This window comes from Blastococcus sp. SYSU D01042 (assembly GCF_054050515.1).
Genome location: NZ_JBJGZM010000001.1, coordinates 413,548 through 439,091, shown reverse-complemented (window position 1 = coordinate 439,091; position 25,544 = coordinate 413,548). Strand labels below are relative to the sequence as shown.

Below are 25,544 nucleotides of genomic sequence, written 5' to 3'. Positions count from 1 at the left end.
CCTCCCTCCGCGCGGCCATCCGGCCGGCGCGACGGTCCCACTGTCCGGCTCCGCACTGTCGCGGGGCTGGAGGCTGCCTGTGAGCTGCCTGGACGACTCAACGCGGCACGTCGTCCAGCAATGCCCCGCGCCCGACCAGTTCAGTGACGGCCCAGACGGCCAGCACCTCGGCGGCGAGCAGGCCGACGAGCACGAGCAGCTGGGCGGCGCCCGCCTCGAGCGGGGTGCCCCCGCCGAGCAGCACGCCGACGAAGGCGCCGGGCAGGGTCACCAGTCCGACGGTGCGGGTCTGGTCCAGCGGCGGGATCAGGGCCGAGGCCGCGGCGGGCCGGATCACGAACAGCACGGCGTCGCGGCTGAGCAGCCCCAGCGAGAGGGCCGCCTCCACCTCGCCGCGCCGCTGCACCAGCTCCTCGCGCAGCCGGCGGCCGGCCAGGGAGGTCGCCGTCATGGCGCCGCCGATCAGGATGCCGGCGATCGGGATGACCGACTCGCCGCGGAAGGGCACCGTGCCGCTGGCCAGCACCAGCAGCACGACCGGCGCGGCGCCGCCCACGATCGGCAGCGCGGTGGCGAGCAGCCTGCGGCGCACGCCCGGGGGGCGCAGCGGCAGGCCAGTCACCCGTCCCGCGGCGGTGGTGGTCGCGATGACCGCCATGAGGACGACGAAGGCGGCCGACAGCGCCAAGGACCGGACCACCGCGAGCAGCGCGGCGGAGACGACCGCCAGCTGGACCGTGGCGCGGACGACGGCGACCAGGACCGGCCGCTGCTCGCCCAGGCCGGAGAACCGGCCGGCCGCCGCGGCGAGGGCGGTGAGGGCGACGAGGACGACGGCCAGGCGGAGATCCGGGTCGACGACGGAGGAGCCCACGGGCGTGGATACTGCCGGGTGGAGCGGGTGGCCAGGCGGCCGGCCGTCGACGTCGCACGACCCGAGCAGGAGGACGCCCGTGCACGGTCTCCCCGGACGGCCCGCGCTGGTCCTCGCTGCACCGTTCGCGGCCGCCCTGGCGGTCGCCGGCGCGCTCGTGCTGGACGGCTCGGCGGTCCTGGGCCTGGCGGTCCTGACCGCCCTCGTGGGCGCCGGCTGGGCGGGCGCGGCGTGGGAGGAGTTCCGGGAGCGCGAGGCGGCCCTGGCCGCGGGGGCGCGGGCGGCGGCACGGACCGCCGGCGGGCTGCTGGTGCTGTGCGGGGCCGCCCTGCTCGTCGGGACGGCGGTGACCCTGGTTGCCGCTGCGCTGCTCGCCGTCGCCGCGTTCGTGCTGCGCCGGCCCGACCCGGGCCGTGCCGCAGCGGCCGGAGCGCCGCTCCCGGCCGAGCCGGAGGGGCCGGTCGTCCTGTCCCCGCTGCACCCACCGGCGCCGAGCTTCCGCATCGGCTCGGCCGGCAGCGCGCGGGCGGTCCTCCCGCCGGTCCGCAGCCTCAGCGCCGAGGCGCTGGGGGAGGAGTGGCAGCGCACGACGGCGGTGCTGGACGCGGTGCCGGACCCCGGCACCCGCGAGGCGGTCGCGGCGCGGCGGCAGGCGGTGCTCGACGAGCTGGAGCGGCGCGATCCCGCGGGGTTCGCGCGCTGGCTGGCGCCCGGGACCGACCGGGCCAGCAACCCGGCGGAGTTCGTGCGCGAATAACGGGTCGAGCGGCGGGTCCAGGGGCTGGCAGCCTGACCGCGTGACGCCCGAGCCCGTGGTGCTGCGTTCGTTCGTGCTGCGCCCCGCCCAGCCCGACGACGGTCCGGCGGTCGCCGACGTCTGGCTGCGCTCCTTCGACGCCGCCCTGCCGACGGTGCGCCGGGTGCATCCCGACGACGAGGTCCGCCGGTGGATCCAGGACGTCGTCGTCCCCTCGGAGGGCACCTGGGTGGCGGAGACGGTGGATGCGCTGGTCGGCGTGTGCGCGCTGTCCCCGGGCTGGATCGACCAGCTCTACCTCGCCCCGGAGTTCCGCGGGCGGGGGATCGGCGAGCGGTTCCTCGCCCTGGCCCGGCGGCGCTCGCCCGGCGGTCTGCAGCTGTGGACCTTCCAGGTCAACCGGCCGGCGCAGCGCTTCTACGAGCGGCACGGGTTCGTGGCGGTGGAGCGGACCGACGGTTCGGGCAACGAGGAGCGGGAGCCCGACGTGCGCTACCGCTGGGAGCCGGCGTCCCGCTGACGCTCAGAGCTCGTGCACCCCGCGGAGCACCAGGGAGACGGCCAGCCCGGTCATCACGGCGGCGATGGCGCCGTCCAGGACCCGCCAGGCCGCGGGCCGGGCGAACACCGGCCGCAGCAGGCGGGCGCCGTACCCCAGCGCGGTGAACCAGACGACGCTGCCGATCCCGGCGCCGAGGGCGAAGGGCCACCGGTGCTCGCCGTAGGTCGCGGCGGTCGAGCCGAGCAGCACCACGGTGTCCAGGTACACGTGCGGGTTGAGCCAGGTGAGCGCCAGGCACGTGCCGACGGCCGCCGCGAGCCCGGTGCGGACGCCGCCCGTCTCGGTCAGCAGCACGCCGGGGCGGAGGGCCCGGCGGCCGGCCAGGACGGCGTAGCCGAGGAGGAAGGCCGCGCCGGCGAAGCAGACCGCCGGGACGAGGGCGGGCGCCCGGGAGATCGCCGCGCCGGCGCCGAGGACGCCCGCGGCGATCAGGGCGACGTCGGACAGCGCGCACACCGCGACGACTGCGGCGACGTGCTCGAGCCGCAGGCCCTGGCGCAGCACGAAGGCGTTCTGGGCCCCGATGGCCACGATGAGCCCCAGGCCCAGCACCAGCCCGGACCCGAGGGCGACGAGGGCCGGGGTCGTGGACACGGAGGCCGACGGTAGGAACCACGAGCCGCCCGGTCCAGCTCATCATTTCTCACCGCCGTTAGCGTTGCTTCATGGACCTCGACCCCGGTCAGCTGCGCGCTCTCGACGTGACGGTGCGCGAGGGGACGCTCGAGGCCGCGGCCAGGGCGCTGCACGTGACCCCGTCGGCCGTCAGCCAGCGGCTGCGGGCCCTGGAGGTGGCGACCGGCCGGATCCTGCTCGTGCGCAGCAAGCCGGTGCAGGTGACCGACTCGGGACGGGCGGTGCTGCGGCTGGCGCGGCAGGTCGACCTGCTCGCCGCCGACCTGGCCCGCGAGCTGGGCGGGGACGTCGCGCCGGACGGGGTCCCCGCGCTCCCCATCGCCGTGAACGCCGACTCGATGGCCACCTGGGTGCTGCCCGCCCTGGCGCCGCTGGCGGGCGAGGTCTGCGTCGACCTGCACCGCGAGGACCAGGAGCACACCAGCGCCCTGCTGCGCTCGGGCACGGTGATGGCGGCGGTGACCGCGGAGGCCGACCCGGTGCCGGGCTGCACGGCGACGCTGCTCGGCGCCATGCGCTACCGGCCGATGGCCGCCCCCGGCTTCGTGCGGCGCTGGCTCCCCGACGGCCCGACCGCCGAGGCGCTGGGTCGCGCCCCGGTGGTCGTCTTCGACCGCAAGGACGAGCTCCAGCACCGCTACCTGCACGCCCGGGCGGGGGAGGGCGTCGCCCCGCCGGCCCACCACGTACCGGCGTCGGCGGACTTCGTGCACGCCGTCGCCCTGGGCCTGGGCTGGGGGATGGTGCCGGACCTGCAGGTGCGGCCGGGCCTGGTCGAGCTCGACCCGCGGGGCGCGGTGGACGTCGTCCTGCACTGGCAGCAGTGGCGGCTGCGCTCCGCGACGCTCGACCGGGTGCGGGAAGCGGTGCTCGCCGCTGCGGGCCGGGAGCTGCGCCGGGTGGGGCCGGCCCACCGCTGAGGCGGCGCCGCTGTCCCTATCCTGGGCCCGCGGGATCCGTCCCGCGCCCGCCGACGTGGCGCAACTGGTAGCGCACCCGACTTGTAATCGGGCGGTTAGGGGTTCAAGTCCCCTCGTCGGCTCCACTCCCGACCGGCTCAGTCGAAGCTGCCCGCGCCGTCCCGGCGGTAGGGCGCCCGCCGCTCGACGCGCTCGCGCTCGGCGCGCTCCTCGCGGAGCCGCGCCGCCGTCCCGGGCGGGAAGCCCGCCTTGACCACCCGGTGCTCGGTCGTCTCGGTCATGAACGCCATCGAGAACAGCAGCCCGATCAGCAGGCCGCCGAACGCGGCGGAGAGCCGGTAGGAGAACGCCACCGGCGGCACGGCCAGGCACAGCACGACCAGCGGCAGCATCTGCACCAGCGCCCGGGCGAAGTGCCGCCAGATCCACGTGCGGCCGGTCGTGTCGGCCAGCACCCACGGGGACAGCCGCCGGGGGAGCCCGCCGCCGAGCGCGTACCAGACCCACTGCACCGGGTTCGGTCGGTCCTCGTGCACGCCACCGAAGGTAGGCCGCGCACGGGCGTACGGTGGCGCCCCGTGGACGAGCGTCGCCTGGGGGTCGCCTCCGGGCTGGCCGCCTACAGCATGTGGGGGCTGTTCCCCCTGTACTTCCCGCTCCTGGAGCCCGCCGGCGGCCTGGAGATCGTGGCCCACCGCGTCGTCTGGTCGGTCGTCTTCGTCGCCCTGCTGCTGACCGTCGTCCGCCGGTGGGGGCACGTGCGGGCGGCCCTCACCGACCGGCGCACCCTGCTCGTCCTGACCGGCGCCGCGCTGCTGATCGCCGCGAACTGGCTGATCTTCGTGTACGGCGTGAACTCCGGGCACGTGGTGGAGACCTCGCTCGGGTACTTCGTGAACCCGCTGGTCAGCGTGCTGCTGGGCGTCGTCGTGTTCGGCGAGCGGCTGCGCCGGCTGCAGTGGGTCGCCGTCGGCATCGCGGCGGTCGCGGTGGCCGTGCTGACCGTCGACTACGGCCGCCCGCCGTGGATCGCGCTGAGCCTGGCGGTCTCCTTCGGGCTGTACGGCCTGATGAAGAAGCTGGTCCGCGTCGAGGCCGCGCCCGGGCTGTTCGTCGAGACGCTGCTGGTGACGGTCCCGGCGATCGCCGTGCTGGCCGTCCTGCACGCCGACGGGAGCGGCACGTTCGGCAACGCCGGCGCCGGCCACGCGGTGCTGCTCGCGGTCTCCGGCGTCGCCACCGCGGTCCCGCTGCTGCTCTTCGCCGCGGCGGCCCGCCGCATCCCGCTGTCCACCATCGGGCTGCTGCAGTACGTGACCCCGCTGATGCAGCTGTCGGTCGGCGTCTTCGTCTACGACGAGCCGATGCCGCCGGCCCGGCTGGCCGGTTTCGCCATCGTCTGGCTCGCCCTCGCCGTGTTCACCGCGGACACCCTGCGACACGCCAGAGCAGGGACACGCCGGTCGCTTCCGGAGGTCGTGCCGGCCGGATTGTGACGTCCGCCGCGGTCCCGGGCGGCCGTCCGGAACTGTCGGAGGTGCGGTCTAGCGTCCCTCCCGAGCCGCCCGGACCACGGGCCGGCCGGACGGACCGCAGGGGGACCCGAGCATGAGCACCGACCTGTCGGCGGCGGTCGCACCGGTGGAGGGCGACGGGGTCGCCGTCCCCTCACCGGGGGCATCCGTGCAGGTCGCGCCGCTGGGGTTGTCCGACCGCGACCTGGCGATGCTCGCCTTCGAGCGGCAGTGGTGGCGCGCGGCCGGCGCCAAGGAGACGGCGATCCGCGACCGCTTCGCGCTCAGCCCGACCCGCTACTACCAGGTGCTCAACGCCCTGGTCGACCAGCCGGCCGCGCTGGCCGCCGACCCGTTGCTCGTCGGGCGGCTGCGCCGCGTGCGGGCACGGCGGCGGACGCGTCCGTCTCGGGGTCCTGGGCAATGAGAGTTACACCGGTTAGATTTCGTGACCGTGGGCAGGCACGCGGGATCAGGCAGTGACGGACCGAGCTCTCCCGTCGTCGGCGGCCGCCGACGGACGGACGCTCCGGACGCCTTGTGGCGCGGGGTCCCCGACGCCGGCCTGAGCGACCACCCGACCGCTCCCGGGCGCGAGCGCGCCCGCCTGGAGGCCGCCCCGTCGCGCCGTCCCACCGCCGCCGCCGTGGCCAACCGCCCAGCCGAGCCCGCCGCCCAGCGGTCGCGGCTCCCGCTGCCCCCCGTCCCGGCCCCGAGCCGGTCGGCCGCCCCGGCGCCCGCCACCCCGGCACCGGCCGCGCCCTCGCTGCCCACCGCCGGCGCGCTCGCCGAGAGCCTCCGCGCCGCCGAGGCGGCCGCCGCCCGCCGCAAGCGCGCCTGGCCCGGGAACGACGCCGACCTGCTGGGCACCGGCCCGACCGGGATCCGCACCGACGAGCCCGCTCCGCGCCTGCCGCGCCAGTCCGCCGGTGCCTCCGACGCGCGCTACGGCGACTGGACCAAGCCCTCGCGCTCCGAGCTGCCCTCGGAAGAGGAGATGCGCGCGGCGCTCGCGCCCGCGTCACCGTCCACCACGCTCATCCCCGAGCGGACCGTCACCCGCCGCGGCGAGGACCTCCCCGACATCGAGGAGCTCGTCGACGACGTCGCCGAGCCGCGCCCCGCGCGCTCCACCGGCCCGGTGGGTGGCCGCGCCGCGATGCGCGCCGAGCGGCAGGCGGCCGACCAGGCCCGCCGCAAGGCGGCCAAGGACAGCGGCGTCGCGCTGCTGGACGAGGAGCCCCGCCGGGCCCCGCGCCGCGTCGCCACCGGCCTGGTGGCCATGGCCGTCGTGGCCGCCGGCGTCCTCGGCGTCTACCAGTTCACCTCGCCGAAGACCGACGAGGCCGCGGCGACCACGCAGACCGCCCCCACCACGGCTCCCGTCGTCCCCGTCGCACCGCTGCCGGAGCTCGCGCCCGAGACCATCCCGATCGAGCCGGTCGTGACCGCCCCCGTCCGCGTGCCCGTGGTCGTGCTCAACGCCACCAGCACCACCGGCCTGGCCGCCAAGATCTCCGGCGCCGTCGTCAGCGGCGGCTGGGAGTCCCCCGGCGTGGGTGCCTACGAGGGCGACGACGTCCCGGCCACCACCGTCTTCTTCACCGAGGGCGACGAGACGCAGCGCCAGGCCGCCGTGCAGCTCGTGGACCAGTTCCCGCAGCTGCAGGGCCCGGCGCCGCGCTTCTTCGAGCTGCCCGCCGAGATCACGACCCCGAGCCTGGTCATCGTGGCCGCGGGGGACTGGACGCCCTGATCCGCATCCGCTGACGGCGGGCGGAACACCCGCTGCGCGCCGTCCGTTGGCGCTGCGTGCGTCGCTCCCGCGGGCCCGTGCGTCCGCGCTCCGGCGCCCGGCGCGCGCTCGCCGTCCTGCTGCCCCTGCTCGTCTCCGGCACCGTCCTCGCGCCGGCCCCCGCGGCCGCGGCCGAGGGCGTCCGGACCGAGGAGGCGCGCGTCCCCGCCGGCTCCGGCACGGACGCCGTCGAGCTCGACACGACGCTGTACCTGCCGGACGGCGACGGCCCGGCGCCCGCCGTCGTCCTCGCGCACGGGTTCGGCGGCAGCAAGGAGTCGGTGGACGGCGACGCCCGCGCCCTGGCCGACCGCGGCTACGTCGTGCTCGCCTTCTCCGCCCGCGGGTTCGGCGCCAGCACCGGGCAGATCGGGCTGGACGACCCAGAGCGCGAGGTCGCCGACCTCTCCGCGCTGGTCGACGTGCTGGCCGACCGGGACGACGTCGTCCAGGACGGCGACGGGGATCCCCGGGTCGGCGTGGCCGGGGCCTCCTACGGCGGCGCGCTGGCGCTCCTGGGCGCGGCCTACGACGACCGCATCGACGCCATCGCCCCGCAGATCACCTGGCACTCGCTGACCTCCGCGCTGTTCCCCTCGCAGACCGGTGAGCCGCCCGCCGGCACGCCGGCCGCGACCGCCCGGACCGAGGGGGACGGCGTCTACAAGCGGCTGTGGTCCGGGATCTTCTTCGGCCTGGGCGCCGCGCCCTCGGGGGACCTGCGGGACCTCCTCGGCGGGAACAGCCCGGGGGACGACGCCCGGCCGGCGGACGTCGACGTCGACGGGATCACGCAGGCGCTCACCTGCGGACGGTTCAGCCCCGACGTCTGCGCCGCCTACGAGGCCGCCGCCTCGACCGGCGAGCTGACCCCGGAGATCGCCGCCGTCCTCGACCGGGCCAGCCCGGCCGGCGTGCTGGACCGGATCACGGCACCCACGCTGCTGGTCCAGGGCACGCAGGACTCGCTGTTCGGACTGGGCGAGGCCGACGCGAACGCCCGCGGCATCGCGGCCAACGGCACCGAGGTCTCGGTGCTCTGGTACGCGGGCGGCCACGACGCCCCGGCGTCGGACCGGGTCACCGGCGAGCTGAGGCAGCGGGTCGGCGACTGGTTCGACCGGCACCTGCGGGAGGACGGCGACGTCGCGGTGCCGGGCTTCCAGTTCCCCGCCCCGACCGGGCTGGGCACCGCCGGCACGGTCGGCCGCGTCCAGGGCGGCAGCCGGACGGTGACCGCCGAGCGCTATCCCGGCCTGGACGACGGCCCCGCGGTCGAGCGGACGGAGCTCGGGCTCGACGGTCCCGTGCAGCCGGTCGTCAACCCCGCCGGCGGCACGCCCGCGGCGCTCACCACGGTGCCGGGCCTGGGCGCGCTCACCGCCGCGCTGGGCGGCTCGACCCTGGAGATCCCCGGCCAGTCCGCGCGCTTCGACAGCGCACCGCTGGACGAGGCCGTGGAGGCGGTGGGCGCCTCGACCGTGGAGCTCGACGTCTCCGCGGCCGGCGGCTCGGCCACCCTCTTCGCCAAGTTGTACGACGTCGCCCCCGGCGGTGCCACGACGCTGCCCGGCGGCTTGGTCGCACCCCTGGCCCTCACCGGCCTGTCGGCCGACCCGGCCGCGCCGACCCGGGTGAGCGTGACGCTGCCCGCGATCGTGCACCGCTTCGAGGCCGGTCACACCGTGCGGCTGGTGGTCTCCTCCACCGACCAGGGGTTCGCCCTGCCGGTCGAGCCGGCCGTCTACTCGGTGGCCCTCGCCGGCGACGGGGCGGGCGTCCTGGTGCCGTCGGTCGAGGGCACGGCGGAGGCGGCCGGCGGCTCGTCCCGCTGGTGGCTGCTGCTGGCCGGCCTGGCCGCCCTCGGGCTGCTCGGCTGGGCCGCCGCCCGGGTGGTGGGCCGGCGCCGCGACCGACAGGTCAGCGCCGTGGAGCCCGACGGCGAGGACGTGCCGCTGCGCTTCGAGGGCGTGACCAAGGCCTACAAGGACGGGTTCGTCGCCGTCCGCGACCTGTCCTTCGAGGTGCGTCGCGGGCAGGTGCTGGGCCTGCTCGGGCCGAACGGCGCGGGCAAGACGACGTCGCTGCGCATGCTCATGGGGCTGATCCGGCCCACCGAGGGGCGGATCAGCATCTTCGGCCACGCCGCGCGCCCGGGCGCCCCGGTGCTCTCGCGGCTCGGCTCGTTCGTCGAGGGCACCGGCCTGCTGCCGCACCTGTCCGGCCGGGAGAACCTGCGGCTGTACTGGGCCGCGACCGGCCGCCCGGCGGAGGACGCGCACCTGGACGAGGCGATCGAGGTCGCCGGCCTCGGGGCCGCCCTGGACCGGCCGGTGCGCCGCTACAGCCAGGGCATGCGGCAGCGCGTCGCGATCGCGCAGGCGATGCTCGGTCTGCCCGACCTGCTGGTGCTCGACGAGCCGACCAACGGGCTGGACCCGCCGCAGATCCACGCGATGCGCGAGGTGCTGCGCTCCTACGCCGCGACCGGCCGCACCGTGGTCGTGTCCAGCCACCTGCTCAGCGAGATCGAGCAGACCTGCAGCCACGTCGTCGTGATGGCCAAGGGCCAGAAGATCGCGCAGGGCACGGTCGAGGAGATCGTCGGCGCCGGCGGTGCCGTCACGCTGGGGGTGGCCGAGGCCGACGAGGGCCGCGCGATCGCGGTCCTGGAGGAGCTGCCGGGCGTGCGCGCGCAGCGCACGGACGACGGGGTGGTCGCCGAGCTCGGCGGCGTGCCGAGGGCCGAGGCGCTGCGCGCGCTGGTCGAGGCCGGGATCGACGTGGACCGGTTCACGCCGCGGCGCCGGCTCGAGGACGCGTTCCTGGCGCTGGTGGGGGAGTCGTGAGCGGGGTGCAGGCGAGCGGTGCGGCGGCGGGCTACCGGCCGGAGCGGACGCTGCGGCTGGCGGTGGAGCTGCGCCGGCAGTTCGCCCGGCGCCGGACGCTCGGCGTCCTCGCGCTCATGGTGGCGCTGCCGCTGGTGCTCATCGCCGCCCTCCAGCTGGGGGCCGGCGAGGACGCGGGGGAGAACGACCGGATCAACCTCGTCGACGTCGCCACCGCCAGCGGGCTGAACTTCACCCTCTTCGTGCTCTTCGCGACCACCGGGTTCTTCCTGGTGGTCGTGTACGCGCTGTTCTTCGGCGACACCGTGGCCAGCGAGGCGCAGTGGGGAGCGCTGCGCTACACCCTGGCCACCCCCGTGCCGCGGATGCGGCTGCTCCGCCAGAAATGGCTGGCGGCCCTGGTGCTCTCGGTGGGTGCGCTGCTGACGCTGGCCGCCGTCTCGGTGGTGGCCGGCTCGATCGCCTTCGGCGCCGGACCCGTGGAGACCCCGGTCGGCGTGACGCTGGCGCAGGGGGAGGGGTTCGTGCGGCTGGCCGGGATGCTCGGCTACCTCGCCGTCCACCTGCTGGTCGTGGGCACGCTGGCCTTCTGGTTCTCGACCGCGACCGACGCGCCCCTGGCCGCCGTCGGCGGCGCGGTGTTCACCATGTTCGTCTTCGCGATACTCGACCAGGTCGAGCAGCTCGGCTCGCTGCGCGACTGGTTCCCGACCGCCGGCGAGTTCGCCTGGGTGGACCTGCTGCAGACCCCGGTCGAGGACGGCGACCTGTTCCGCGGCGTCGTCCAGTCGCTGGTCTACGCCGCCGTCTTCACCGCGCTGGGCTTCCGGCACTTCGCCCGCCGGGACGTGACCAGCTAGCCCTCCCGCTCGACGCGCACGGGCGGTCCGTTGCCACACTGTTCGCCCGACGCCCGAGGGAGGCACGCGGATGAGCTCGCCCGACGCCGTGCTCGCGCGCCTGACCTGCTGGTGGCGCGGGCACCGCTTCGGCCCGCTGCGCCCCGACGGGACCGCGGCCTGCCGCCGGTGCCGCCGCGTCGTGCGGCCGGTCGACCGGCGGAACTGAGCGGTCAGAGCCCGGCGCGGACCGCCTGCGCCCATCCCTGGCCCATGGCCGCGGCGGTCACCGCCGCGTTCGGGACGGCGGCGATGCGGTCGGCCATCCCGTCGACGGCGGCCCCGTTCGCGGTGATCCACAGCCGGCCGACCGCGGGCGCCATCTCCAGGTCGCTGGTGCTGTCGCCGATCGCGACGGCGTCGGCGGGGTCGATGCCGCGGCGCTCGAGGTCCCAGGCGATCGCCGCGCCCTTGGAGATCCCGCGCGGCATGAGGTGGTAGACCCGCGGCGGCGCGGGATCGCCGTCCAGCGTCATCCGCGACGTCGGCTGGATCGCGCCGTTGTCGTTCAGCGTCAGCCAGCCGGCGCCCCGGTCGGCGAGCCAGGCGTCCACCGCGACCGGGTCCACCCGGCCGCGCAGCAGGGCGTCGGTGTCGTGGGTGGCGTGCCAGGGCGCGTGCCACTCCAGCCGGCCGGGGTGCTCGGCGATGAGCTCCTCCACGATGCCGAGCGCGGCCATGACCTCCATCGGCGTCCGCCCGGCGTGCTCGGCGGGCAGCTCGCCGGTGAGCTCCCGGCGCTCGCGGCCGCCGTCCCAGCTGACCACCGCACCCAGCTCGGCGATCGCGCCGTCGGCGGCGAAGATGCGGGCCGCCTCCACCACCTGGCCCAGCGTCCGGCCGCTGACCAGCACCAACGGGATGCCGGCCCGGTGCAGCTCCAGCAGCGCGGTGGCCGGCTCGGCGGTCAGGTCGCGGTCGGCCGTGTGCCAGAACGACCCCCGCGGGCCCACCATCGTGCCGTCGAGGTCGGTGTAGACGATCCGCGCTGCCACGCGCTCCATCCTGTCCGCCGCCCGGCCGGCCGCGGCGGGTGGGTAGAGTGCGGACGTTCACTCATCCAGAGGGGCAGAGGGACACGGCCCGATGAAGCCCCGGCAACCGCCGACTGCGCTCGCGCAGCGGGAGGTGCCAATTCCGTCCTGCGCGGCTCGACGGCCCGGTGCAGGGAAGATGAGGAGGTAGTCGTCGCATGACCCTGACCGCTCCCGGATCGCTCCAGGCCGACTCGAGCGCCGGCGGCCCCGTGCCGCCGTGCCCCGCTCGCGGGCTGGTCTGCCGCAACTGCGGCGCGACGTTCGGCCTGATAGCCGAGCACGCCTGCGCCGAGTGCTTCGGCCCGCTGGAGGTCGACTACGACCCCGAGCTGATGAAGGCCGTCACCCGCGAGCAGATCGAGGCCGGCCCCCAGAACATCTGGCGCTACGTCGCGCTGCTGCCGGTGGGGCAGGACCCCGCCTCCCGCGTCTCGCTCGACCCGGGCATGACGCCGCTGGTCCGCGCCGACCGCCTCGCCGAGGAGCTGGGCCTGACCGGCGGGCTGTGGGTGAAGGACGACTCGGCCAACCCGACGCACTCGTTCAAGGACCGCGTGGTCAGCCTGGCCGCCACCGCCGCCAAGGGCCTGGGTTACACCAAGATCGCCGCCGCCTCTACCGGGAACCTGGCCAACTCGGTGGCCGCGCACGCCGCCCGGGTGGGCCTGCCCTCGTTCGTCTTCGTCCCCTCCGACCTGGAGCCGGGCAAGATCGTGCAGTCGGCGGTGTACGGGCAGACGCTGGTCGCCGTCGACGGCTCGTACGACGACGTCAACCGGCTGACCAGCGAGCTGGCCGAGACCGACGAGTTCGAGGACACCGCCTTCGTCAACCAGAACGTGCGGCCGTACTACGCCGAGGGTTCCAAGACGATGGGCTACGAGCTCGCCGAGCAGCTGGGCTGGCGGATCCCGGCGCAGGTCGTCATCCCCATGGCCTCGGGCTCGCTGCTTACCAAGGTGGACAAGGCGTTCCGCGAGCTGACCGCTGCGGGCATCGTCGAGGCCACGGGGTGGACGATCTTCGGCGCGCAGTCGGCCGGCTGCGACCCGATCGCCACCGCCTTCGACAACGGCTGGGACGTCGTCAAGCCGGTCAAGCCGACCGGGATCGCCAAGTCGCTGAACATCGGCAACCCGGCCGACGGCCCCTACGCGCTCGACGCGATCCGCCGCACCGGTGGCGCCGTCGGCCGCGTGGGGGACGACGAGATCGTGCAGGGCATCCGCGACCTCGCCCGCACCACCGGCGTCTTCGCGGAGACCGCCGGCGGGGTGACCGTCGCCGTGCTGCGGCAGCTGGTGGAGAACGGGCGGCTGGACCCCACCAAGGAGACCGTCGTCCTCAACACCGGCGAGGGGCTCAAGACCCTCGACCCGCTGGAGCCGGTCGTCGGCCCGACCCACCGCGTCGACCCGTCGGTGAAGTCGGCGCGGCAGGCGGGCCTCATCGCCTGAGCGCCCCGCGTTCACCGGATCGGGTGACCATTCGGTAACGAGTCGTGCCGGGGACGTGTGTAACCAAGGTCACCTTGTTGTACGTTTCCGCGCGGTTCGACTCCATGCCCGTGTCCGCGAGCGGAAGAGCGACACCTCGTCCCCTCACCAACGAGGGGCCGACCGCACGCACGAAACGTGGGAGCACACGTGGCACAGGGCACCGTGAAGTGGTTCAACGCCGAGAAGGGCTTCGGCTTCATCGCCGTCGACGGCGGCCAGGACGTCTTCGTCCACTACTCGGCCATCCAGATGGACGGGTACAAGTCCCTCGACGAGGGCCAGCGCGTCGAGTTCGAGGTCGTCCAGGGCGCCAAGGGCCCCCAGGCCGACGCCGTGCGCAGCGCCTGATCCGCCCCGTCGGACGAGGCCCGGTCCCCTTCGGGGGGCCGGGCCTCCGTCGCGTCCGGGCCCCCGTTCTTGCACTCGCCAAGGTCGAGTGCCAGACTCGTTTCTGGCACTCGGGGCTCCCGAGTGCCAATCAGGTCGGAACGGTGAGGCACCGGTCCGTGGGCCGACGGAGCGCCCACGTCGCTGGTGTCGTCCGTCGCGGGCACCAACCCGGCCGTGCAGCGATCAATGCATGGAGGACATCACCACATGGCCAAGATGATCGCCTTCGAGGAAGAGGCGCGCCGCGGCCTCGAGCGGGGCATGAACACCCTCGCCGACGCCGTCAAGGTGACCCTCGGTCCCAAGGGCCGGAACGTCGTGCTGGAGAAGAAGTGGGGCGCCCCCACGATCACCAACGACGGTGTGAGCATCGCCAAGGAGATCGAGCTCGAGGACCCGTGGGAGAAGATCGGGGCCGAGCTGGTCAAGGAGGTCGCGAAGAAGACCGACGACGTCGCGGGTGACGGCACCACCACCGCCACCGTGCTGGCCCAGGCGCTCGTGCGCGAGGGTCTGCGCAACGTCGCCGCCGGCGCGAACCCGATGGCCCTGAAGAAGGGCATCGAGAAGGCCGTCGCCTCCGTCTCGGAGTACCTGCTCTCGACCGCCAAGGACGTCGAGACCAAGGAGCAGATCGCGGCCACCGCCTCGATCTCCGCCGCTGACCCCGCCATCGGCGAGCTCATCGCCGAGGCGATGGACAAGGTCGGCAAGGAAGGTGTCATCACCGTCGAGGAGAGCAACACCTTCGGCCTCGAGCTCGAGCTCACCGAGGGCATGCGCTTCGACAAGGGCTACATCTCGCCCTACTTCGTGACCGACACCGAGCGCATGGAGGCCGTCCTCGACGACCCGTACGTGCTCGTCGTCAACTCGAAGATCAGCACCGTCAAGGACCTGCTCCCGCTGCTGGAGAAGGTCATGCAGTCGGGCAAGCCCCTGGCCATCATCGCCGAGGACGTCGAGGGCGAGGCCCTCGCGACCCTGGTCGTGAACAAGATCCGCGGCACCTTCAAGTCCGTCGCCGTCAAGGCCCCGGGCTTCGGTGACCGCCGCAAGGCCATGCTGACCGACATCGCCATCCTCACCGGCGGCCAGGTCATCAGCGAGGAGGTCGGCCTCAAGCTCGACAACGCCGACCTCGAGCTGCTCGGCCGCGCCCGCAAGGTCGTCGTCACCAAGGACGAGACGACCATCGTCGAGGGCTCGGGCGACACCGACCAGATCGCCGGCCGGGTGAACCAGATCCGCGCCGAGATCGACAAGTCGGACAGCGACTACGACCGCGAGAAGCTGCAGGAGCGCCTGGCCAAGCTGGCCGGTGGCGTCGCCGTCATCAAGGCCGGCGCCGCGACCGAGGTCGAGCTCAAGGAGCGCAAGCACCGCATCGAGGACGCGGTGCGCAACGCCAAGGCCGCCGTCGAGGAGGGCATCGTCGCCGGTGGTGGCGTCGCTCTCGCGCAGGCGACGACCGTCGCGTTCGAGAAGCTCGAGCTCGAGGGTGACGAGGCGACCGGTGCCAACATCGTGCGCGTCGCGCTCGAGGCGCCGCTGAAGCAGATCGCCGTCAACGCCGGCCTCGAGGGCGGCGTCGTGGCGGAGAAGGTCCGCAACTCCGACACCGGCTGGGGCCTCAACGCCGCCACCGGCGAGTACGTGGACCTGGTCGCCAGCGGGATCATCGACCCCGCCAAGGTGACCCGCTCGGCGCTGCAGAACGCCGCCTCCATCGCGGCGCTCTTCCTCACCACCGAGGCCGTCATCGCCGACAAGCCGGAGAAGAACGCCCCGGCCATGCCGGGCGCCGACGGCGGCATGGGCGGCATGGACTTCTGAGTCCCGCCCACCCGTAGCACCAGCACTGCCCGGCAGGGGCGGTCCGCTCAGGCGGGCCGCCCCTGTCGGCGTTCTGCGGGTCAGGGGCATGCCGTCACGGGTTGATCACCGCCCGTCCAGCGCCCTCTCGGAGGTGCCGAGAGGGCGCCGGGCGGGCTCTCGCGCGCGCCCGGGCCCCGGTGTCTCAGTCCTCGGGGGCGAAGACGCAGAACTCGTTGCCCTCGGGGTCGGCGAGGACGCTCCACTCGATCTCGTCGTCCTGTTCGCGGACCATCGTGGCGCCCGCGCCCAGCAGGGGCCCGGTCTCGCCGACGACGTCGAAGTGCATGCGGTTCTTGACCGTCTTCGGCTCGGGCACGGGGACGATCCACATGAGCGGTCCCTGGCCGGCCGGGTCGACGATCGGGACGGGCCACTCGTGCGGGCGCGGCTCGTCGTCCCCAGGCGTCGCGGCGTCCTCCAGCGAGTCGCGCCGCACGTAGCCGATGGCGGCGCACCACCAGTCGGCGAGGGCGTGGTGGTCCCGCGCGTCGAGGCAGAGGTCCTTGAATCGCGCCGGTGCGTCAGCCATGGACGTGCAGGGTAGGCGGCTGCGCGTGACGGTGATCATCGGGACGTCGGGGTGGCAGTACCGCGACTGGCGCGGCGCCTTCTACCCGCCGAAGCTCGCCCAGCGGCTGTGGCTCGAGCACTACGTCGAGCACTTCGCCACCGTCGAGAGCAACAACGCCTTCTACCGGCTGCCCGAGCGCGAGACGTTCGAGAAGTGGCGGGCGCGCACCCCGCCGGACTTCCGCTGGGCGGTCAAGGCCAGCCGGTTCCTCACCCACATCAAGCGGCTGCGCGAGCCCGAGGAGCCGGTGGGCCGGCTGGTGGAGCGGGCCGCCGGCCTGGGCCCGAAGCTCGACACGATCCTGCTGCAGCTGCCGCCCACGCTGCGGGCCGACGCCGAGCTGCTGCGCGAGTGCCTCGCGCAGTTCCCCGCGGGCACCCGCGTGGCCGTCGAGCCGCGGCACGAGTCGTGGTGGACCGACGAGATCCGTGCGCTGCTCGAACGCTACGGCGCCGCGCTGTGCTGGGCCGACCGGGACGAGCAGCCGGTCGCCCCGCTGTGGCGCACGGCCGACTGGGGTTACCTGCGCTTCCACCACGGGTTCGAGGGGTGGGGCTACCGCGCGCAGACCCTGGAGCTGTGGGCTGAGCGCGTCGTCGCCACCTACGGCGATGCCGACGTGCTCGTGTACTTCAACAACGACCCGGGCTGCAACGCCGTCATCGACGCGGTGCGCTTCGCGGACGCCGTCCGCCGGGCCGGGGGGACGACGACCCGCGTGCCCACCGCCGACCAGGCGGTGGGCGCGGCGTGGGCGTCCGCGGAGCCGGCCGGCTGAGCCGTCAGTCGCCCCGGCCGTGGGCCTGCCCCTTGCCGGAGCCCTCCCGAGCGGCCTTCTCCTCCGCACGCTGCTCGTGGCGGGCCAGGTTCTCCTGCAGCGCCGGCTGCGCGTGCTCGTCCGCGTGCTCGATGGCGTTCGCGAGCCCGCGCGGGCGGTCCTCCTGCGGAGCAGCCTCCGGCGCCGGCGGCACCTCGACCTCGGGTGCCTCGGCCTCGGGGACGTCGACCTCGGGCACCTCGACGTCGGGGACGTCGACCTCGGGGACGTCGACGTCGGGGACGTCGGCCTCGGGCACCTCCGCCTCGGGGAGCGGTGCCTCCGGGACCTCGACCGACGGGCCGTCGTCCCCGGAGGTGGGCAGCTCGAACGGGGTGACCGTCCCGACCGCCGACGCCACGGTGTCCTGCACCGGGGTCGGCAGCACGCCGGCCGTTCCCGCACCGGTCACCGCCGCGGCGGCGATGCCCAGGCCGGCGGCCGCCTTCGCCGTGGTGCCGGCCGCGGTCAGGTGGGCGATGGCGGTGGCGAGTCCTCCGAGCAGTGCCATGGACGGGTACCTCCTGCTGCACGGCCGCCCGGTGCGGCTCTCCCTCCTCTCATCGGCCGCAAGGCTCCGGGGCTGGAGCGGATGCACCCGGACGGGCGAACGTCAGACCGCGGCGGGGTCCTCGACGTGCCGCACGCCGAGCTGGTCGGCGGCCTGCCCGAGCACGTCCTGCACGGCGAGGGTGTCGGCCAGCGGCATGACCGCGCTCTCGGTCCGCCCTGCGCGCAGGCACTCGGTGACCTCGACCAGCTCGTGCGCGTACCCGCTGCCGGTGTGCTCCCGGGTGATGGTCTCCGGCTCGGCGCCGGCGCGGTGCAGGACGATGGTGTCCGGGTGGTGGAAGCGGGGGAGGACGTCGATCCAGCCCTCCGTGCCGAAGACGCGCGCCTGGCCCGGCAGCGAGTTGCGCAGCGAGGTGAGCAGCGTGGCCGACCGGCCGTCGTCGTAGCCGAGCAGGACCGCGGCCTCGGCGTCGACACCGCTCGGGAACCGCGAGCCGGCGGCCGTCACGGTGTCGGGCGCGCCCAGCAGCATCTGCGCGAAGGAGATCACGTAGACGCCGAGGTCGAGCAGCGCGCCGCCGCCGAGCTCGAGGGCGAAGAGCCGGTCGGTGGGCTCGTACGTGCGGGCGACGCCCAGGTCCGCCTGGACCGATCGCACCTCGCCGATGGCACCGTCGGCCACGAGCTCGCGCAGCGCGACCACCGCCGGCTGGAAGCGCGTCCACATCGCCTCCATGGTGAAGACGCCGGTCTGCCGGGCCAGCGCGACGACCTCGGCCGCGCCGGCCGTCGTGGCGGTGAACGACTTCTCCACCAGCAGCGCCTTCCCGGCGCGCAGGGCAGCCAGCGCGAAAGCGGCGTGCTGCGCGTGCGGGGTCGCGACGTAGAGGACGTCGACGTCCGGGTCCTCGAGGATCGCTGCGTAGGAGCCGTGCGCCCGGTCGAGGCCGTGCCGGGCGGCGAAGGCGTCGGCACGGTCCTGCGACCGCGACGCCACCGCCACCGGACGGGCGTGCGGCACGTGTGCGAAGTCCGGCAGCACGCTCTCGGCGATGCGGCCCGGCCCGACGATGCCCCAGCGGATGTCTTCGTTCACCCGTCGCACGCTAGTCCGGCCGGGCAGACTGCTCGCGTGGCCGTGCTGATCGACACCCCCGTCTGGCCGTGGCGGGGACGCAGGTGGTCGCACCTGGTCAGCGACGTCTCCTACGACGAGCTGCACGCCTTCGTGGCCGACGAGCTGGGCATCCCGCGGCGGGCGTTCCAGGGCGACCACTACGACGTCCCGGAGGACCTCTACGACGTCGCGGTGGCGGCCGGGGCGCAGCCGGTCGGTGCGCGGGAGCTGCTCAGCCGGCTGCTGGCGGCGGGGCTCCGCTCTCGGAAGCCCCGCCACCCGGAGCCCCGCCCGCCCGGTCGCGCAGCAGGCTGAGCTCGGCGGCCACGTTCGCCCGGGCGCGCGGCTCCCAGGTGCCGGCCACCGCGGGCAGCCGGTAGAGCCGGGGGAGCGCCAGCAGCTGCTCCAGGACGGCGATCCGGCCCGCGGTGAACAGCTCGTCGGGCACGTGGGCGTACTCCTCGCGGACCGCCGACGCGTAGGCGGCGTACGCCTCCGGCGGCGAGGCCAGGACGGCGAGGTCGGCGTCGCAGAGGACCGCGCCGTTCGCGTCACCGGGCTCGACCGCGTGGCCGGCGGTGAGCAGCACCAGCCGCTCGACCTCCGCGATCCGCTCGTCGGGGACCAGCCCGCGCAGCCCCGCCTTCGCGCGGCCGGCGCTCACCGCCTCGTTGTCGCTGCGCCGCGGGTCGTAGACGACGTCGTGGTACCAGGCGGCCAGCCGCACGGCGTCGGGATCGGCGGCGTCGTCGGCGAGCCGGTCGACGATGCCGAGCACCGCCGCCAGGTGCGCGAGGTCGTGGTACCGGCGGTGCGGCTCGCCCCACGCGCGGACGACCGCGGCCCACTCGGTGCGGGAGGTGGGGGAGCCGCCGGCCAGCGCTGCCCAGGCCTCGAAGGCGACGCTCACCGGGACCCGCAGGTGCGCAGGGCCAGCAGGGCAAAGGCGCGCGCGGCGGTGACGACCTCGGCCACGGGGACCCGCTCCTCCGGGCCGTGGGCGAGGTTCAGGTCGCCCGGGCCGAAGTGCAGCGTCGGGATGCCCGCGGCGGCGTACAGCCGCAGGTCGGTGCCGGCGGCCAGCGCCCGCTCGGGCGGCACCCCGCCCCCGGCGTCCTCGACCGCCGCGCGGACCGCGGGCAGCAGCGGCGAGCCCGGGGGCAGCGCGCCGCTGGCGAACTCGCCGCCGGTCCAGCTCAGCCGCACCGGGTGGTCGGCCAGCCACGGGTCGGCGGCGCACAGCTCGGTCAGGCGCTCGGCGAGCGCGGCCCGGGCCACCTCGACCGGCTCGCCGATGCGGACGCCGTAGCGGCCCTCGGCGACCAGCCGGTCGGGCACCGAGCTGGCCCAGTCCCCGGCCTGCACCCGGCCGATGGACAGGCCGTAGGGGAAGCGGGCGTCGCCGAAGCGGGGGTCGGCGCCGCGCTGCCGCTCGGCCTCGAAGGCGCGCAGCCCGGCGTGCACGGTGGCGAAGAGCTCGACCGCGCTCACGCCCCGGTCCCGCATCGCCGCGTGCGCCGCTCGGCCGGTGACCTCGAGCCGGAAGGTCAGCGCGCCGGCATGAGCGGTGACGACCGCCCCGGCCGTCGGTTCCGGGATGACGCACAGGTCCCCGCCGTGCCCCCGGCGCAGCGCGGCCCAGGCGCCGAGGCCGCCGTCCTCCTCGCCCACGACGCCGTGCAGCGCGAGCGGCCGGCGCAGCCGCACCCCCGCCGTCCGCAGGGCGGCCACCGCCGCGAGCGAGGCGACCACGCCGCCCTTCATGTCGCAGGCGCCGCGGCCGTGCAGCTCACCGCCGGCCAGCCGGGGCGTGAACGGGTCGCCCGGCCAGCGGGCGAGGTCGCCGGGCGGGACGACGTCGGTGTGCCCGGCGAGCACCAGCGCCGGCGTGCCGTCCTCCGCGCCGGGCACGGTACCGACGACGCCCCACGCCTCGGTGCGCTCGACCTCTTGGCCCGGTGCGCCGGGCGCCGTCGCGGCCTCGGCGAGGTCGATCGGCCACAGGTCGACGGCGCAGTCCAGCTCGGTCAGCCACCCGGCGAGCAGGTGCTGCACGTCGCTCTCGGCGGGCGTGCCGCCGACCGACGGGACGGCGACCAGGGCCGCCAGCCGCTCGACCACCCACCGCTCGTCCACGGCCGCCAGCACGCGCTCCTCGACGGCGGTGAGCGGCGGCACGCGGCGAGTCTGGCACGCGGGTCGGACGGCGCCGGCCGATACGGTGCGGCCGTGACGCAGCCGCCGCCCCCTCCGGGCTGGTACCCCGACCCCGCCGGCACGCCCGGCACCCGCTGGTGGGACGGCCAGGGCTGGACCGAGCACGTCCAGCAGCCGACCGCCCCGCCCCCGCCGCCGGTGCAGCCCCCGCCCGTGCCGCAGGGCGGGGGGCCGTCGCTCTACGAGCAGCCGGTCCTGCTGGTGAACCAGAAGACCAAGCTGATCGAGCTGACCAACGAGTACGCGGTGCTCGACGGCCAGGGGCAGCAGATCGGCGCCGTCGTGCAGGTCGGGCAGAGCGCGGTGAAGAAGGCGGTCCGGCTGTTCAGCCAGCTCGACCAGTTCCTCACCCACACCCTCGAGGTGCGCGACTCCCGGGGGCCGGTGCTCGTGCTCACCCGGCCGGCGAAGGTCGTGCGGTCGCGGGTCCTCGTGGCGCGGCCCGACGGCACCCCGGTCGGGGAGATCGTGCAGGCCAACGTGTTCGGGCGGATCCGCTTCGACCTGGTCGCGGGTGGCCAGGTGGTCGGGGCGATCCAGGCGGAGAACTGGCGGGCCTGGGACTTCGCCATCACCGACGCCGCCGGCACCGAGGTCGCCCGCATCACGAAGAAGTGGGAGGGGCTGGCGCGGACGATGTTCACCACGGCCGACCGCTACGTCGTCCTGGTGCACGTCCGGCTGCCGGAGCCGCTGGCCAGCCTGGTGATCGCCTCCGCGCTCACCGTCGACACGGCGCTCAAGCAGGACGACCGGGGCTTCAACTAGCGACGCACGGCACCCCGCCCGCCCCGGCGCCGTCGCCGTTCCGGGGGTAGCGTCGGAGGCGTCCGGGCCGGGTGCCACGTGCCCCCGGGTGCCATTTGGTTACGCCTTCACGGACTACCGCCCCGACCTCGGTCGGGGGCCTGGAGCCGTGTTGTGCATCTCGCCGCGAGGCGGCCGTCACCCGGTCCGGACCTCGTCGCACGAGAGGCCCCGTCCTTCCGGACGGGGCCTCTCGCGTGGGTGGGCGGGATCGCTCAGTAGGTCTCCTCGGTGGTGCTGCGGCGGACCGGCGCACCGGGTGCCGGCGGCGCCTCGCCGGTGTGCGTCACCCGGCGCTGGCGGGGACCCCAGACGGCGAGCTCCAGGACGATGCCCAGGGCACCGGCCGCCATGAGGATCCAGCCGACCACCTGGAGGTCGACGCCGCTGACGTCCACCTCGAGGGCGAACGTGAGGATCGCGCCGAGCGCGAGCAGCACGATGGCAGTACCGAGCCGCATGCCGAACTCCCTTCTCGCTGTCCCGTCACGGGACCGGCGGCGGGTGCCGCGGGCCAGCGGGTTCCCGTCGGCCGCCGGCCGAACCGCCTCAGGACGCCGGATCCCCCGATCGGGGTGGTCTGAGGCCCACCTCAGACCGTGTGCGGCCGCAGGAGTGCGCGACCTCCCCATGCCCGGGGCCGGGCCTCAGCACGAACGTCGTCGTCATCCGAACCAGGGACGACGGAAGGCACGACGATGACGCTCCACTACAGCAGCCCGGCGCTGGAGGCCGAGCTCGCGTACCGCCGCGAGGTCCTGACGGCGGCCGGCCACGGCACCCGGACCCGGCCCAACCCGTGGTTCCGCCGCCGGCGTCGGCGCTGACCACCATCCGGGGAACCGGCTCGGCTCTGTCGGAGGCCCGTGCCACCATCGACGCCGTGCCACGCTGGGACGACGCGCCGCTGGTGGGACGGGCCGCCGAGCTGGGCTCGCTGCTGGCGGGCGTCGACCGCGCCGCCGGTGGCCGGGCCACCACCGTGCTGCTGTCCGGCGACGCCGGCGTGGGCAAGACCCGGTTGCTCGACGAGCTGACCGCCCGGGCCGCAGCCCGTGGGGTCCGGGTCCTCACCGGGCACTGCGTCGACCTCGGCGACGTCGGTCTGCCCTACCTGCCCTTCGTCGACCTGCTGCGCCCCGTGGCCTCCGACCCCGCGCTCGCGCCGGCGTCGTCGGCGGACCGGGTGCTCGCCCCGCTGCTCGCCGGCCGGCCCGCGCCGTCGCCGGGTGAGCTGTCGCCGCCGACCGAGCCGGTGCCGCCGACCGAGGGCCGCGATCTCGCCCGTCCGCTGCCGCACCGCGCCGCACCACCGCCGGTGGACGACGGCCGGCTGCGGTTGTTCGAGTCGGTGGCCGGGCTGATCTGCGAGCTGGCGAGCGCCGGGCCGCTGCTCCTCGTGCTGGAGGACGTGCACTGGGCCGACCGGTCCAGCCGCGACCTGCTGCGCTACCTGCTCGCCCGGCTCTCCGACGAGCCGGTGGCCGTGGTGGCCTCCTACCGGGCCGACGACCTGCACCGCCGCCACCCGCTGCGTCCCCTGCTGGCCGAGCTGGTGCGGCTGCCGGGCGTCGAGCGCCTCGAGCTCGGCCCGCTGCCGGACGCGGAGGTCGGCGACCTCGTGCGCCGGCTCACGGCCGGGTCGGGTCCGCTGCCCGAGTCGGTCGTCGACGACGTCGTCACCCGGGCCGAGGGCAACGCGTTCTACGCCGAGGAGCTGCTCGCCGCCGGGCTGCACGGGGAGGCGCTGCCGCTGGCGCTGACCGACGTGCTGCTCGCCCGCGTCGAGCAGCGGTCGCCGGCGGCGCAGCAGGTGCTGCGCGTGGCCGCCGTCGCCGGGCGCCGGGTGCGGCACGAGCTGGTGGCCGCGGTCAGCGGGCTGGCCGACGGCGACCTGGAGGCGGCGCTCGCCGAGACGGTGCACCACTACCTGCTGGTGGTCTCCGGCGACGGGCGCTTCCGGTTCCGGCACGCGCTGCTGCGCGAGGCGGTCCTGGCCGACCTGCTGCCCGGCGAGCGGGTGCGGCTGCACGCGGCGATCGCGGCCCACCTGGCGCAGGTCCCGGGCGCCGGGACCGCGGCCGAGCAGGCCCACCACGCCCGCGAGAGCAACGACCTGCCCGGAGCCTTCACCGCCTCGCTGGCCGCGGCGGCCGCGGCCGGTGGCGTCGGCGCCCCGGCGGAGCAGCTGCAGCACCTGGAGACGGCGCTCGCGCTGTGGTCGGCGGTGCCGGACGCCGCGGAGCGGGCCGGTCGCGACCAGGCGGCGCTGCTGCTGGAGACCGCCGCCGCGGCCCGCACGGTGGGGGAGCCCGCCCGGGCGGTGGCCCTGCTGCGCTCCGCCCTGGAGGTGCTGCCGCCCGACGCCGGGCCGGAGGTCCGCGCGCGGGTGCACTACACGCTGGCCCAGGCGATGGTGCGGGTCGAGGACGACGCCGGCGCCTACCGCGAGAGCGCCGCGGCGATGGAGCTCGTGCCCGCCGAACCGCCGTCCAAGGTGCGTACCTGGGCGGCCGCGACGCACGCGCGGATGAGCTACTCGATGGGCCGGATCGAGGAGGCGGAGGCAGCGGCCGAGGAGGCGCTGGCCGCCGCGGACGCGCTCGGCTACGACGGCGCCTGGGCCGACATCGCCGTCACCCAGGTGCGCGCGCGGCCGGGGACCGAGCTCCCGGTGGTGCTCGCCCGGCTCGACGAGGCCCTCGCGCGCGCCCGCCGATCGGGCAACGTCGAGGTCGAGATGCGGGTGCTGTTCAACCTGGCGACGGTGACCTTCGAGGACGGTCGCATCGCCGAGGCGCTGGAGTGGACGCGGCACGGCACTCGGCGGGCCCGCGAGCTCGGCATCGAGTGGTCGCACTACCCCGCGGAGCTGCGGCACCTGCACGTCACGGCGCTGTACATGGCCGGCGACTGGGACGGCAGCCTGGCCGAGGCGGACGCGCTGGGCCGGGTCCCGGAGATGTCGGCGCACGTGCGGGCCGACGGGCTGCTCGTGCTGGTAGGCCGCGGCGACCCCTCCGCGCGTGCGCGGGTCGACTGGGCGCGGGGGCTGGTACCGCGGCTGAGCGCGCACGTCCTGCTGGCCCTCGTCACCGCTGCCTCGCAGATCGACCTCGCCGCCTGGGAGGGCCGGCCGCAGGAGGCGGTGGACGTGGCGCTGGCGACCTACGCGCGGCTGCGGCAGGAGTGGGACGACGACCACCTCGGCGTGCTGCGGCTGGCCGGGACGGCGCTGGCGCCCGTGGCGGACGCGGCGGCCATGGCCCGCCGGGACGGCGACGCCGAGGAGGAGGCGCGCTGGCTGCAGGCGGTCGAGCAGCTCGTCGCGGCGGCGCAGGCGGCGGTGGACACCTACCGGGCGACCTACGGCGACACGATGGGCGTCGAGGCGGAAGCGTGGCTCGCGCGGATCGAGGCGGAGGCGGCCCGGGGCCGCGGCGGAGCGGTGCCGGAGCCGTGGCGTGCCGCCGTCGACGCGTTCGGGTTCGGGCACGTGTACGAGGAGGCGCGGTCCCGGTGGCGGCTGGCCGAGGCGCTGCTCGCCGCCGGGGACCGGGCGGCCGCGGCCGAGCAGGTCGCGCTCGCGCACGGGGTCGCGGTGCGGCTCGGGGCGGCTCCGCTGCGGGACGCGCTCGAGGCGCTGGCCCGCCGCGGCCGGCTCGACGTGGCCGGCGTGCGTCCGGTGGAGGTCTCCGACGTCCTCACGCCGCGGGAGGCGGAGGTGCTGCGGCTGCTGGCCCAGGGCCGCACCAACCGGCAGATCGGCGCCGAGCTCTACATCAGCGAGAAGACCGCGAGCGTGCACGTCAGCAACATCCTGGCCAAGTTCGGCGCCGGCGGCCGCACGGAGGCCGTCGCGATCGCCGCCGCGCGGGGGCTGCTGTCCTAG

Annotated in this window: 27 protein-coding genes, 1 tRNA gene and 1 riboswitch; of the genes, 18 read left to right on the top strand and 10 right to left on the bottom strand. The window is 75.6% G+C overall.

Translation table 11 applies throughout. From position 1 onward, the window contains the following. Positions 1 to 97: 97 nt before the first annotated feature. Positions 98 to 874 carry an ABC transporter permease gene (locus ACI79H_RS02230; RefSeq protein ID WP_456552737.1) on the bottom strand — a complete coding sequence of 259 codons (777 nt, stop codon included), beginning with the start codon at positions 872 to 874 and terminating at the stop codon, positions 98 to 100. Between the two features lie 79 nt (positions 875 to 953). On the opposite strand from ACI79H_RS02230, the gene ACI79H_RS02225 reads away from it, so the two are divergent. Together ACI79H_RS02225 and ACI79H_RS02220 are read left to right on the top strand one after the other, a co-directional pair. Beyond that, a complete protein-coding gene (locus ACI79H_RS02225; protein ID WP_456552736.1) occupies positions 954 to 1,631 on the top strand; it encodes a hypothetical protein in 678 nt (225 codons plus the stop codon). A gap of 40 nt (positions 1,632 to 1,671) precedes the next feature. Beyond that, positions 1,672 to 2,151, top strand: a complete 480-nt coding sequence (locus ACI79H_RS02220; RefSeq protein WP_456552735.1) for an N-acetyltransferase family protein — start codon at positions 1,672 to 1,674, stop codon at positions 2,149 to 2,151. Positions 2,152 to 2,154: 3 nt separating this feature from the next. Here the strand turns inward: ACI79H_RS02220 and ACI79H_RS02215 are convergent, their stop codons facing one another. Next, on the bottom strand, positions 2,155 to 2,787 hold the full coding sequence (locus ACI79H_RS02215; RefSeq protein ID WP_456552734.1) for a LysE/ArgO family amino acid transporter: 633 nt from the start codon (positions 2,785 to 2,787) through the stop codon (positions 2,155 to 2,157). A 71-nt stretch (positions 2,788 to 2,858) separates the two neighbouring features. Between ACI79H_RS02215 and ACI79H_RS02210 the strand changes: the two genes are divergently transcribed. Beyond that, positions 2,859 to 3,749: a LysR family transcriptional regulator ArgP gene (locus tag ACI79H_RS02210; RefSeq protein ID WP_456552733.1), complete on the top strand. Its 891-nt coding sequence runs from the start codon at positions 2,859 to 2,861 to the stop codon at positions 3,747 to 3,749. 49 nt (positions 3,750 to 3,798) lie between these two features. Next, a tRNA-Thr gene (locus tag ACI79H_RS02205) sits at positions 3,799 to 3,874 on the top strand. 12 nt (positions 3,875 to 3,886) lie between these two features. Here the strand turns inward: ACI79H_RS02205 and ACI79H_RS02200 are convergent. Then, on the bottom strand, positions 3,887 to 4,285 hold the full coding sequence (locus tag ACI79H_RS02200) for a DUF5313 family protein (RefSeq protein WP_456552732.1): 399 nt from the start codon (positions 4,283 to 4,285) through the stop codon (positions 3,887 to 3,889). Positions 4,286 to 4,327: 42 nt separating this feature from the next. Here ACI79H_RS02200 and rarD point away from each other — a divergent pair, with 42 nt between their 5' ends. The 6 genes from rarD (at position 4,328) to ACI79H_RS02170 (ending at position 10,975) form a co-directional block, all read left to right on the top strand. Beyond that, positions 4,328 to 5,245, top strand: a complete 918-nt coding sequence (gene rarD / locus ACI79H_RS02195) for an EamA family transporter RarD (protein ID WP_456552731.1) — start codon at positions 4,328 to 4,330, stop codon at positions 5,243 to 5,245. A gap of 112 nt (positions 5,246 to 5,357) precedes the next feature. Beyond that, positions 5,358 to 5,690, top strand: a complete 333-nt coding sequence (locus ACI79H_RS02190) for a DUF3263 domain-containing protein (RefSeq protein WP_456552730.1) — start codon at positions 5,358 to 5,360, stop codon at positions 5,688 to 5,690. Positions 5,691 to 5,801: 111 nt separating this feature from the next. Continuing rightward, the gene (locus ACI79H_RS02185; protein ID WP_456552729.1) at positions 5,802 to 7,019 is read left to right on the top strand and encodes a LytR C-terminal domain-containing protein; all 1,218 of its coding nucleotides are present in this window, start codon (positions 5,802 to 5,804) and stop codon (positions 7,017 to 7,019) included. 77 nt (positions 7,020 to 7,096) lie between these two features. Beyond that, positions 7,097 to 9,907 carry an alpha/beta fold hydrolase gene (locus ACI79H_RS02180; protein ID WP_456552728.1) on the top strand — a complete coding sequence of 937 codons (2,811 nt, stop codon included), beginning with the start codon at positions 7,097 to 7,099 and terminating at the stop codon, positions 9,905 to 9,907. Next, on the top strand, positions 9,904 to 10,767 hold the full coding sequence (locus tag ACI79H_RS02175; protein WP_456552727.1) for an ABC transporter permease: 864 nt from the start codon (positions 9,904 to 9,906) through the stop codon (positions 10,765 to 10,767). Before ACI79H_RS02180 ends, ACI79H_RS02175 begins: the two co-directional genes overlap by 4 nt. Positions 10,768 to 10,837: 70 nt before the next feature. Beyond that, positions 10,838 to 10,975 (top strand): hypothetical protein, encoded by a 138-nt coding sequence (locus tag ACI79H_RS02170; protein ID WP_456552726.1) that lies wholly within the window; start codon positions 10,838 to 10,840, stop codon positions 10,973 to 10,975. 4 nt (positions 10,976 to 10,979) lie between these two features. On the opposite strand, the gene ACI79H_RS02165 is transcribed toward ACI79H_RS02170, so the two are convergent. Then, the gene (locus tag ACI79H_RS02165) at positions 10,980 to 11,810 is read right to left on the bottom strand and encodes an HAD family hydrolase (protein ID WP_456552725.1); all 831 of its coding nucleotides are present in this window, start codon (positions 11,808 to 11,810) and stop codon (positions 10,980 to 10,982) included. A 49-nt stretch (positions 11,811 to 11,859) separates the two neighbouring features. Then, positions 11,860 to 11,986, top strand: a riboswitch (SAM riboswitch). 12 nt (positions 11,987 to 11,998) lie between these two features. Between ACI79H_RS02165 and thrC the strand changes: the two genes are divergently transcribed. The 3 genes from thrC to groL all read left to right on the top strand — a co-directional run bounded on the left by thrC (position 11,999) and on the right by groL (position 15,568). Beyond that, the gene (gene thrC, locus ACI79H_RS02160; RefSeq protein WP_456552724.1) at positions 11,999 to 13,300 is read left to right on the top strand and encodes a threonine synthase; all 1,302 of its coding nucleotides are present in this window, start codon (positions 11,999 to 12,001) and stop codon (positions 13,298 to 13,300) included. A gap of 189 nt (positions 13,301 to 13,489) precedes the next feature. After that, the gene (locus tag ACI79H_RS02155; RefSeq protein ID WP_040337424.1) at positions 13,490 to 13,690 is read left to right on the top strand and encodes a cold-shock protein; all 201 of its coding nucleotides are present in this window, start codon (positions 13,490 to 13,492) and stop codon (positions 13,688 to 13,690) included. A gap of 249 nt (positions 13,691 to 13,939) precedes the next feature. Continuing rightward, entirely contained in the window at positions 13,940 to 15,568 is a 1,629-nt protein-coding gene (groL, locus tag ACI79H_RS02150) for a chaperonin GroEL (RefSeq protein WP_456552723.1), read from the top strand. 184 nt (positions 15,569 to 15,752) lie between these two features. On the opposite strand, the gene ACI79H_RS02145 is transcribed toward groL, so the two are convergent. After that, positions 15,753 to 16,139, bottom strand: a complete 387-nt coding sequence (locus ACI79H_RS02145; protein WP_456552722.1) for a VOC family protein — start codon at positions 16,137 to 16,139, stop codon at positions 15,753 to 15,755. On the opposite strand from ACI79H_RS02145, the gene ACI79H_RS02140 reads away from it, so the two are divergent. Then, positions 16,138 to 16,959, top strand: coding sequence for a DUF72 domain-containing protein (locus ACI79H_RS02140; protein WP_456552721.1), 822 nt, complete (start codon positions 16,138 to 16,140; stop codon positions 16,957 to 16,959). The genes ACI79H_RS02145 and ACI79H_RS02140 overlap by 2 nt on opposite strands. Before the next feature lie 4 nt (positions 16,960 to 16,963). Here ACI79H_RS02140 and ACI79H_RS02135 read toward each other — a convergent pair whose 3' ends face one another. Both ACI79H_RS02135 and ACI79H_RS02130 read right to left on the bottom strand, forming a co-directional pair. Then, positions 16,964 to 17,509 (bottom strand): hypothetical protein, encoded by a 546-nt coding sequence (locus ACI79H_RS02135; protein ID WP_456552720.1) that lies wholly within the window; start codon positions 17,507 to 17,509, stop codon positions 16,964 to 16,966. Between the two features lie 102 nt (positions 17,510 to 17,611). Continuing rightward, complete coding sequence (locus ACI79H_RS02130; protein WP_456552719.1) at positions 17,612 to 18,607, bottom strand: Gfo/Idh/MocA family protein; 996 nt, start codon at positions 18,605 to 18,607, stop codon at positions 17,612 to 17,614. Positions 18,608 to 18,643: 36 nt separating this feature from the next. Between ACI79H_RS02130 and ACI79H_RS02125 the strand changes: the two genes are divergently transcribed. Then, entirely contained in the window at positions 18,644 to 18,943 is a 300-nt protein-coding gene (locus ACI79H_RS02125; RefSeq protein WP_456552718.1) for a DUF4031 domain-containing protein, read from the top strand. Here ACI79H_RS02125 and ACI79H_RS02120 read toward each other — a convergent pair. Continuing rightward, positions 18,861 to 19,538 (bottom strand): HD domain-containing protein, encoded by a 678-nt coding sequence (locus tag ACI79H_RS02120; RefSeq protein ID WP_456552717.1) that lies wholly within the window; start codon positions 19,536 to 19,538, stop codon positions 18,861 to 18,863. The two genes, ACI79H_RS02125 and ACI79H_RS02120, sit on opposite strands and share 83 nt — an antisense overlap. Beyond that, positions 19,535 to 20,806, bottom strand: a complete 1,272-nt coding sequence (locus tag ACI79H_RS02115; RefSeq protein ID WP_456552716.1) for an ArgE/DapE family deacylase — start codon at positions 20,804 to 20,806, stop codon at positions 19,535 to 19,537. The genes ACI79H_RS02120 and ACI79H_RS02115 overlap by 4 nt, the downstream gene beginning before the upstream one ends. 51 nt (positions 20,807 to 20,857) lie before the next feature. Here ACI79H_RS02115 and ACI79H_RS02110 point away from each other — a divergent pair, with 51 nt between their 5' ends. After that, positions 20,858 to 21,613 (top strand): phospholipid scramblase-related protein, encoded by a 756-nt coding sequence (locus tag ACI79H_RS02110; RefSeq protein WP_456552715.1) that lies wholly within the window; start codon positions 20,858 to 20,860, stop codon positions 21,611 to 21,613. Between the two features lie 254 nt (positions 21,614 to 21,867). Here ACI79H_RS02110 and ACI79H_RS02105 read toward each other — a convergent pair whose 3' ends face one another. Continuing rightward, entirely contained in the window at positions 21,868 to 22,113 is a 246-nt protein-coding gene (locus ACI79H_RS02105; protein WP_456552714.1) for a DUF6458 family protein, read from the bottom strand. Positions 22,114 to 22,350: 237 nt separating this feature from the next. Between ACI79H_RS02105 and ACI79H_RS02100 the strand changes: the two genes are divergently transcribed. Both ACI79H_RS02100 and ACI79H_RS02095 read left to right on the top strand, forming a co-directional pair. Next, a complete protein-coding gene (locus ACI79H_RS02100; protein WP_456552713.1) occupies positions 22,351 to 22,479 on the top strand; it encodes a hypothetical protein in 129 nt (42 codons plus the stop codon). A gap of 56 nt (positions 22,480 to 22,535) precedes the next feature. Beyond that, positions 22,536 to 25,544, top strand: coding sequence for a helix-turn-helix transcriptional regulator (locus tag ACI79H_RS02095; protein ID WP_456552712.1), 3,009 nt, complete (start codon positions 22,536 to 22,538; stop codon positions 25,542 to 25,544).